Genomic DNA, 7,806 nt, shown 5'->3' on the forward strand with positions numbered 1-7,806 from the left:
GACCAGGGGGTGAGCGCTTCATGGCCACAGTGCGTTTCGTGCGCAAGGCGCGCGGGGAAGTGCCGCGTACGCCCGGGGGCGAGGTGAGCCTGCAGCCGCCTCCGGACATCCCGAAGGTCGTCCCGGGCAACCTCCTGCAGAAGTTGCTGCCGGTGGTGATGGTCGTGGCGATGGTCGGCATGGTCGCGTTGATGTTCACCTCGGGTATGTCGTCGAACCCGATGTCGCTCATGTTCCCCGTGATGATGGTCGTCTCGATGCTGGGAATGCTCGCGGGTGGACGGGGCAACGGTTCGCGGGGAGCCGAGATCAACGAGGACCGCAAGGACTACCTGCGCTATCTGGACCAGTTGCGCCGCGACGTCTACGACACGGTGGACAAGCAGCGGGCGGCGTTGGACTGGAGTCATCCGGATCCCGCACACCTGTGGACGCTCGCGGGCACCGCACGAATGTGGGAACGCCGCGTCGGCGATCAGGACCACCTGCACGTCCGGGTCGGCCGCGGCAGTCAGCGGCTGGCAACGAGACTCGTCACGCCCGAGACCGGACCGGTCGAGGACCTCGAGCCGGTTGCGGCGGTGTCGCTGCGTCGGTTCGTCCGCACCCACTCGGTCGTCCCGAGCCTGCCGACCGCGGTGGCGATGCGCGGGTTCGCGGCGATCGGATTCGAGGGGGACAGGTCTGCATCACGTGACCTGGTCCGCGCGATGCTGGTGCAGCTCTGCACCTTTCACGGTCCCGATGTCGTGCAGGTCGTCGTCGTGTGTGGCCCCGACACCACCGCCGAGTGGGAATGGGTCAAGTGGCTGCCGCACGCCCAGCACCCGGATCGTGTCGACGGCGTCGGCAGTGGGCGCATGGTCTACGGCTCCCTGGCCGAACTCGACGAGGTCCTCGGCACCTACCTGGCAATGCGCGCGCGGTACTCGCGGACGGCCCCGGCAACCGCGGGTGTACCGCAGGTTCTGGTGGTGTTGGACGGCGGAATCACCTCCGGCCCCGGCATTCTCGACGACGGTCTGGACTCGGTGACGGTGCTCGACCTGGGCGGCTACCGACCGACGTTGTCCGCAACACGCGGGATCCAGTTGGTGCTCTCCGGCACGGGGATCGGGGCCCGCAGCGCGTCGGGTGTCGAGACTTTCGCTGTACCCGACGGGCTCAGCGTGCACCAAGCCCAGACGGCAGCTCGTCGCCTCGCGCCGTTCCGCGTCGCCACCGGGGCGGTCACCGACGCCGGTGACGGCGCCGAAGACGCCGACACCGACTGGCGGCGCCTGCTCGGGCTCCCTGACCTCATTGCCCTGGACGTGGCCACGGGGTGGGCGCCGCGGAGCCCGCGGGACCGGTTGCGGGTCCCGATCGGTGTCGGGATGGACGGCACGCCGGTCGAGATCGACCTGAAGGAGTCCGCGGAGAACGGGATGGGCCCGCACGGGCTGTGCATCGGCGCGACCGGCTCGGGCAAGTCCGAGTTCCTGCGGACCCTTGTCCTCGGACTCGCCGCCACGCATTCCCCGGACGCGCTGAATCTCGTGCTCGTCGACTTCAAGGGCGGTGCGACGTTCCTCGGTCTCGACGGGTTGCCTCATGTCGCGGCCGTCATCACGAACCTCGCCGAGGAGTTGGCGATGGTGGACCGGATGAGGGACGCGCTGGCAGGCGAGATGAATCGCAGGCAGGAGTTGCTGCGCTCGGCCGGAAACTTCGCCAACGTGACCGAGTACGAGCGGGCCAGGGTTGGGGGCGCTGCTCTCGCTCCGTTGCCCGCCATGTTCATCGTCGTCGACGAGTTCTCGGAACTGCTCAGTCAACAGCCGGAGTTCGCGGACCTGTTCGTCGCGATCGGACGTCTGGGACGCTCGCTGCACATCCATCTGCTGCTGGCGAGTCAGCGCCTCGACGAAGGCAAGATGCGTGGACTCGACAGCCACCTCTCGTACCGGATCGGCCTGAAGACGTTCTCCGCCAACGAATCGCGCACCGTCCTCGGCGTCCCCGACGCCTACCACCTGCCGGCGCAGCCCGGCGCCGGCTACCTCAAGTGCGACTCGGCCGAGATCGTCCGTTTCGCCGCGGCGTACGTGTCGGGTCCGTACCTGCGGCGCACGTCCGGGGGCGTCCTCGCGGAGTCCGCTGCGGCGGTGGACCTGCGTCCGCGGTCGTTCACCGCGGCGGCGGTCGCGTTGCCCGCCGCGCCCGAACCGGACCGGGCGGAGGAGCCGGACGTCGTCACGGACACGGGACGCACGGTGCTCGACACCGTGGTCGACCGGCTGCGTGGCCGCGGGTCGGCCGCGCACGAGGTGTGGCTGCCGCCGCTCGACGCGTCGCCCGCACTGGGCGATCTGGTTGCCGTGCCCGCACCCACCGACAGCGAACCGGTGGCGTTGCGCGCGCCGATCGGCATCGTCGACCGCCCCTACGACCAGCGCCGAGACCTGCTGGTCGTCGACCTCGCGGGTTCGCGCGGCAACGTCGCCGTTGTCGGTGGCACACAGTCCGGCAAGTCGACAGCGCTGCGGACGATGATCCTGGCGATGGCCCTGACGCACACGCCCCGTCAGGTGCAGTTCTACTGCCTGGACTTCGGCGGCGGAACCCTCTCGGGGCTGGCGGGTCTGCCGCACGTCGGGTCGGTTGCGAACCGCCTCGACGTCGACCGGGTGCGGCGCACCGTCGCCGAGATGAACACGCTCGTACGCGACCGGGAGCGCAGGTTCCGCGAACTCGGAATCGACTCGATGACGGAGTTCCGCCGACGCCGCGCTGCGGGCGACCCGAACGTCGCTGGCGACCCCTACGGCGACGTGTTCCTGATGGTGGACGGATGGCCCGGAGTCCGGCAGGACTTCGAGTCGCTGGAGATGCAGATCAACGCTCTGGCAAGTCAGGGCTTGTCGTTCGGCGTGCACGTCGTGGTCACCGCTTCCCGGTGGGCGGAGATCCGTCCGACACTCAAGGACCAGCTGGCGACGCGAATCGAACTGCGCCTCGGAGATCCGGCGGACTCGGACTTCGGGCGGGTCAAGGCGAGCCGTGTGCCGGAGGGCAGACCGGGCCGAGGCATGACCTCCGACGGACTGCACATGCTCACGGCGCTGCCGCGGGTCGACGGTCGGGCCACCACCGACGACCTCGGCGCAGGCGTCGCGGACGCGGTCGCGCGGATCGGCGCCGGTTCCACCGGAGACCGGGCACCCGCTGTCCGGATGCTGCCGGAACGCTGCGACCGGACCGACGTCGTGGCCCGATCGGCCGGGTGGCCGCCCGCCGACGAATCCGCTTGCCTGCGGGTGCCCATCGGACTGGACGAGGCCGACCTCGCGCCCGTGTACGTGGATTTCAACGTCCACCAGCACATGTTGGCCTTCGCGGACGGAGGCGCGGGCAAGACCACGCTTCTGCGCGGGATCTGCGCGGGACTGATGGAGTCCAACACCCCGAAACAGGCCAAGATCATCCTCGCCGACTACCGCCGAACCATGCTCGGCGCCGTCGAGGGTCCACATCTCGCCGGCTACGCGCCGAACGCCCAGACCCTGACGACGATGATGAACGAACTCGCGGGCCTGCTGACTGCGCGGATGCCCGGGGCGGACCTGACTCCGCAGCAGATTCGCGACCGCTCGTGGTGGACGGGACCGGAGATCTACGTGGTCGTCGACGACTACGACCTGGTCGTCACATCGAGTGGCAACCCCTTGCTTCCGATCCTCGACCACCTTGCGCACGGCAGGGACGTCGGATTCCACCTGATCGTGGCCCGCAGGTCCGGTGGTGCAGGCCGCGCCCTCTACGAGCCGATCATCGCGCGCCTCCGCGACCTCGTTCCGACCGGATTCGTGATGAGCGGGAGTCGAGACGAGGGCAATCTGATCGGAACTGCGCGCCCCACCGAGATGCCGCCCGGCCGAGCGGCATTGGTCACCCGCTCCGGGAACGCCCAGATCCAGATCGCGTGGATGCCGCCGCTGTGACCGGACGATCGGTGGTCGCGGTGCACCTGACCGAGTCCGCGACGTGGGCTCGACACGGGAGCCGGACCATCGAGCGTCCGTCGGGTGTGACGGTCGCCGCGGGCGGACTCGTCGTCGGTGTGGATCGCGCGATGGCCGCGTCCGATGAGGTCTTCGAACCCGCACCGATCCGGTTCGTGGACGACGACGTGCTTCTCCTCGGGACCGACGCCGTCGATGTCGTCGAAGTTCTGGCGGAGGTTCTCGCCGACGCGGTCGTCGCTGCCGGGGCGGTGACACCCGTCGACCACCTCGTCGTCGCCTGCCCGACGGGATGGGCGACGCGTCGCCGCCGGGTTCTGGCCGCGGCGGGTCGTCGTCTCGCTCGTGAGGTCCGTGTGGTGACGGTCGCGGACATCGCCGCGGCGGCAATGGATCCGGACGGCGCGAACCGGTTCGGTGTGGTCCTCGAGGTGGGAATGCTGGCGTCGGAGGCCACCGCGACGGTCGGCGGTGGCAGGGTCGGTGTCGACTCGATCGGCGCGATGGATCTGTCGGTTCGCCCGGAAGCCACAGCGGAGCTCGCCGAGGTGGTTCACACCGCGAACGCGGACGTCCCCGAATGGGTTGCCGTCGTCGGCGCACTGCCGACCGGGGTCGTCGGCGGACTGGCGGACGGGCTGCGCGGTCGCTGGGGCCTGGACGTCCCGGTGTGCGAGATCCCGCCGCGCGCCCTCGTCGGCGCCGCATTCGAGTGGGGCCTGGGCCAGGCGGGTCGGCTGCCACGCGTGTCGGGTCCAGGCGACGACTCCGAGCCCGTTCCCGCAAGGACGTCACGCCGATGGGGCGTGGTACTCGCGGCGTTCGTCGCGGTCGTCGTGGGGGCGGCATGGATCGTGGTGAACGGTTCGGCGGACGACACCCCGACCACTGGGAACGCGTCGGCAGAGGCGCCGATCGTCTCGGACACGGTGATCTCCACTCCCGCACCGGCGTCGATCGCGGCTCCGGTTCGGGTCACTTCGGGACGGGCTGCGCTGGAGGTACCTCCGGGCTGGCACCGGCGAGGCTCCGAGGGCGGAGCGGATCGTGTGGAACTGGTCCGGGACGACGGAAGGCCCGCACGAATCCTGCTGGTACAGAAGGAACTTCTGCCCGGCGCCGACCTCGACGCGGTCGCGGTGACGCTCGGCGACCAGATCGAGGCCCGCTCGGACACGTTCGGCGAACTCTCGCGCATCGAGTTCGACGCGCGACCCGCCCTGGCGTACGTGGAGGTCCCCGACCCCGATTCGCGGGTCGTGTGGCGGGTGTTCGTATCCGATGTACTGCAGGTCAGTGTCGGCTGCCAGGCGCTCCGGGGGGAGCCCGACAGCGTGGAGCAGGCCTGTGACGCCGTCGCCGATTCGGTCACGATCTCGGCCCGGTGACCGATCCGGGGCGTGCGGCTTGTTCCCGTGCTCGCCCACCCGGGGGAATCTTCCCGGAACCCGATGGAACCGAATGGGGCGGTGGCTGCGTCCAACCGTGTGTAGGCGAGTCCAGATCGGCCCATCCAGGGGTCGAACATCGCGGACGCGGGACACCAGGAGGGGTGCATGAACGAGGAGTTCAAGGCCGAAACCGGGACCATGGAGAGCGCGGCGGCGCACGTGAAGGAGGTCAGCGACGGCATCGACGGACTGCAGCGGGGTCTGCAGCAGCGGCTGACGGCCGTGGAGGGCGCGTGGGGCGGCACGGCGAGGAAGACGTTCGACGGACTCATCGCCAGCTGGGACGACAGTGCTCGGCGTTTGAACCAGTCGCTTGTCGCGATCAGCGAGAACATTCGCACGAACGGCAACACCTTCACGGAGGCTCAGGACGCCCACGTCGCGGCGCTCAACAACGCGGGTGCCAGCCTCGACATCTGACCGCCCTCGGTCGGACTCAACCTCGAACGAATCACTCGACCTGTACGAATCATCAAGGGGGACAACATGGGCGGCGACGAGATCCGCTACAACTTCGGTGTCATCGAAGGTGCCCGCGCGGACATCGCGAGCACCACTGCGGCCATCGAGGATCAGCTCTTCCAACTCAAGAAGTTCATCGAGCCGCTGGCCGCGACCTGGGGCGGCACCGCCGCCGCGGCCTACCAGCGTGAGCAGGGCAACTGGGACCGCTCGGCTGCCGATCTGAAGGCCGTGCTCGACGCGATCGGCCGCGCGGTCGGCTCGGGTAACGAGGAGATGCAGGAGACGAACAACCGGGCGGCTGCCAGCTGGGGCTGATCCGCGCGCGTTCACAGGCTGAGGACGTTCCCGATGGAGGAGAGCCATCGGGAACGTCCTCTCGCGCTGTCCGGGTCAGGGACGGAAGACGAGAAGTGGGACGTGTAGTTCTGCCGAGGTCAGCGAACCGTGGTGCCCCACGAGGATCGACTGCAGTGGTTCCGCGGATCGGCGGATCAGTGCGCTGTCGCCGGTCGCGACCGCGATGACGTCGCCGATGCGTTCCTGGGCGTGGGTGTTCACGGTCGGGCCGAACCATCCGCGCTCGATCACCTCCGCGCGGGAGAGGACCGCGAACTCGCTGCCCAGGCGGGCCCGCCAGCGCTCGAGGACGGGCTCGGCCTCGTCGCGCTCGGTGTAGACGTGACGCGCCCGGGGCTCACCGCCGATCTGCCGCACACCTTCGTTGAGCTCGGGTTCCTGATCGACGTCGAGAGGTGACCGGACCTGAACCATCCCGTGGTCCGCGGTCACGATCAGGGCGCCGTCCGACGGCAGACGCGACGCGATCTGGCGGGCCAACAGATCGACCTGCGCGAGCTCGAGGGCCCACGCGGTCGATTCGGGTCCCCGCGCATGCCCCGTCAGGTCGAGTTCACCGTGGTACGCGTAGACGAGTGACCGCTCGCCCTCTCGCAGTGACGTCACGGCCGCATCCACCAGGTCACCCATGGAGAACGTCGGCTTGAACTCGCCACCGCGAAGCGCGGCCCGGGTCAGACCGGAACCGCCTTGATAAGCGGGTGCCACCCTCGACACGGTGATTCCTGCCGCCGCGGCGCGCTCGAACGCGGTCGGTGTCGGCTGGAACTGCTCGGGGACGAGCTCACGAAGCAGGTCGACGCGTGGACCTTCCCCGTGCAGGCGCCACTTCAAGGGATTCATCAGCCGGTCCTCTCCGGGAACCGACATCAGATAGCCGACGACGCCGTGCTCACCGGAGGGCATTCCCGTTCCGAGGGACGCCAGACTCGCCGCGGTCGTCGTGGGGAAGCCGGCGGTGAGCCGGGGGCGGGGCGCAGCGGAGGCGAGGAACGGGGCCTCGTCCGGGTGTGCGGCCAACAGCTCCGAACCGAGACCGTCCACCAGAAGGATGCACACCCGATTGACGCCGGTGAGGTCGAGGCCGATGCGATCGGTCTCGCCGTTCACGCCGAGTTGGGCAAGGACAGAGGGAACGAGGTCCGACAGCGAATCCCGTCCGTACTGCGGAGCAAGCAACATGCGTTCAGGCTAGGACGTGGCCCTCCAAACACGGCTACATCGCGGTTTCAGGCCTGTGACCAGCCGATTTGCGGAGGGCAGGTCGGTCGCGTAACTTTTGTCGAGTCAGAGCGACACGGACACCGACTCCGCCTCCGGGCGAGAGACACGAGGTTGTACGAAGGCGCCTGGCCAATCCAGAGGTTAGCGGCAGTAGTAATACTGTTGCGCTTCGACTGCCTTTACTGATTGTGGCCGACACGGTTTTGACCGAGTCGCTGCGATGAGTTAGGCTGGAACAGTTGCCCCGGAGCGGCCGAGAACGAGTTTCTCGGTGGTGATGGTGTGTGCGTGTTCTTTGAGAACTC

5 protein-coding genes are annotated in these 7,806 nt (G+C 68.9%); 4 read left to right on the top strand and 1 reads right to left on the bottom strand.

What is annotated here, in order from left to right; genetic code table 11:
- Positions 1–20 precede the first annotated feature (20 nt).
- The 4 genes from eccCa (at position 21) to FFS72_RS26225 (ending at position 6,235) form a co-directional block, all read left to right on the top strand.
- Positions 21–3,983 carry a type VII secretion protein EccCa gene (gene eccCa / locus FFS72_RS26210; protein WP_137876688.1) on the top strand — a complete coding sequence of 1,321 codons (3,963 nt, stop codon included), beginning with the start codon at positions 21–23 and terminating at the stop codon, positions 3,981–3,983.
- Positions 3,980–5,392 (top strand): type VII secretion-associated protein, encoded by a 1,413-nt coding sequence (locus tag FFS72_RS26215; RefSeq protein WP_137876689.1) that lies wholly within the window; start codon positions 3,980–3,982, stop codon positions 5,390–5,392. The genes eccCa and FFS72_RS26215 overlap by 4 nt, the downstream gene beginning before the upstream one ends.
- A gap of 168 nt (positions 5,393–5,560) precedes the next feature.
- A complete protein-coding gene (locus FFS72_RS26220) occupies positions 5,561–5,875 on the top strand; it encodes a WXG100 family type VII secretion target (protein WP_137876690.1) in 315 nt (104 codons plus the stop codon).
- Positions 5,876–5,941: 66 nt separating this feature from the next.
- A complete protein-coding gene (locus tag FFS72_RS26225) occupies positions 5,942–6,235 on the top strand; it encodes a WXG100 family type VII secretion target (RefSeq protein ID WP_050063851.1) in 294 nt (97 codons plus the stop codon).
- A 75-nt stretch (positions 6,236–6,310) separates the two neighbouring features.
- Here the strand turns inward: FFS72_RS26225 and FFS72_RS26230 are convergent, their stop codons facing one another.
- Complete coding sequence (locus FFS72_RS26230) at positions 6,311–7,459, bottom strand: alkaline phosphatase family protein (RefSeq protein WP_137876691.1); 1,149 nt, start codon at positions 7,457–7,459, stop codon at positions 6,311–6,313.
- Positions 7,460–7,806 lie beyond the last annotated feature (347 nt).

This window comes from Rhodococcus sp. Q (assembly GCF_005503035.1).
GTDB lineage: Bacteria > Actinomycetota > Actinomycetes > Mycobacteriales > Mycobacteriaceae > Rhodococcus_G.

Excerpts from the sequence above, each read along its gene's own strand:
- eccCa (WP_137876688.1), top strand. The coding sequence starts at position 21 with ATGGCCACAGTGCGTTTCGTGCGCAAGGCGCGCGGGGAAGTGCCGCGT.
- FFS72_RS26220 (WP_137876690.1), top strand. The coding sequence starts at position 5,561 with ATGAACGAGGAGTTCAAGGCCGAAACCGGGACCATGGAGAGCGCGGCG.
- FFS72_RS26225 (WP_050063851.1), top strand. The coding sequence starts at position 5,942 with ATGGGCGGCGACGAGATCCGCTACAACTTCGGTGTCATCGAAGGTGCC.
- FFS72_RS26230 (WP_137876691.1), bottom strand. The coding sequence starts at position 7,459 with ATGTTGCTTGCTCCGCAGTACGGACGGGATTCGCTGTCGGACCTCGTT.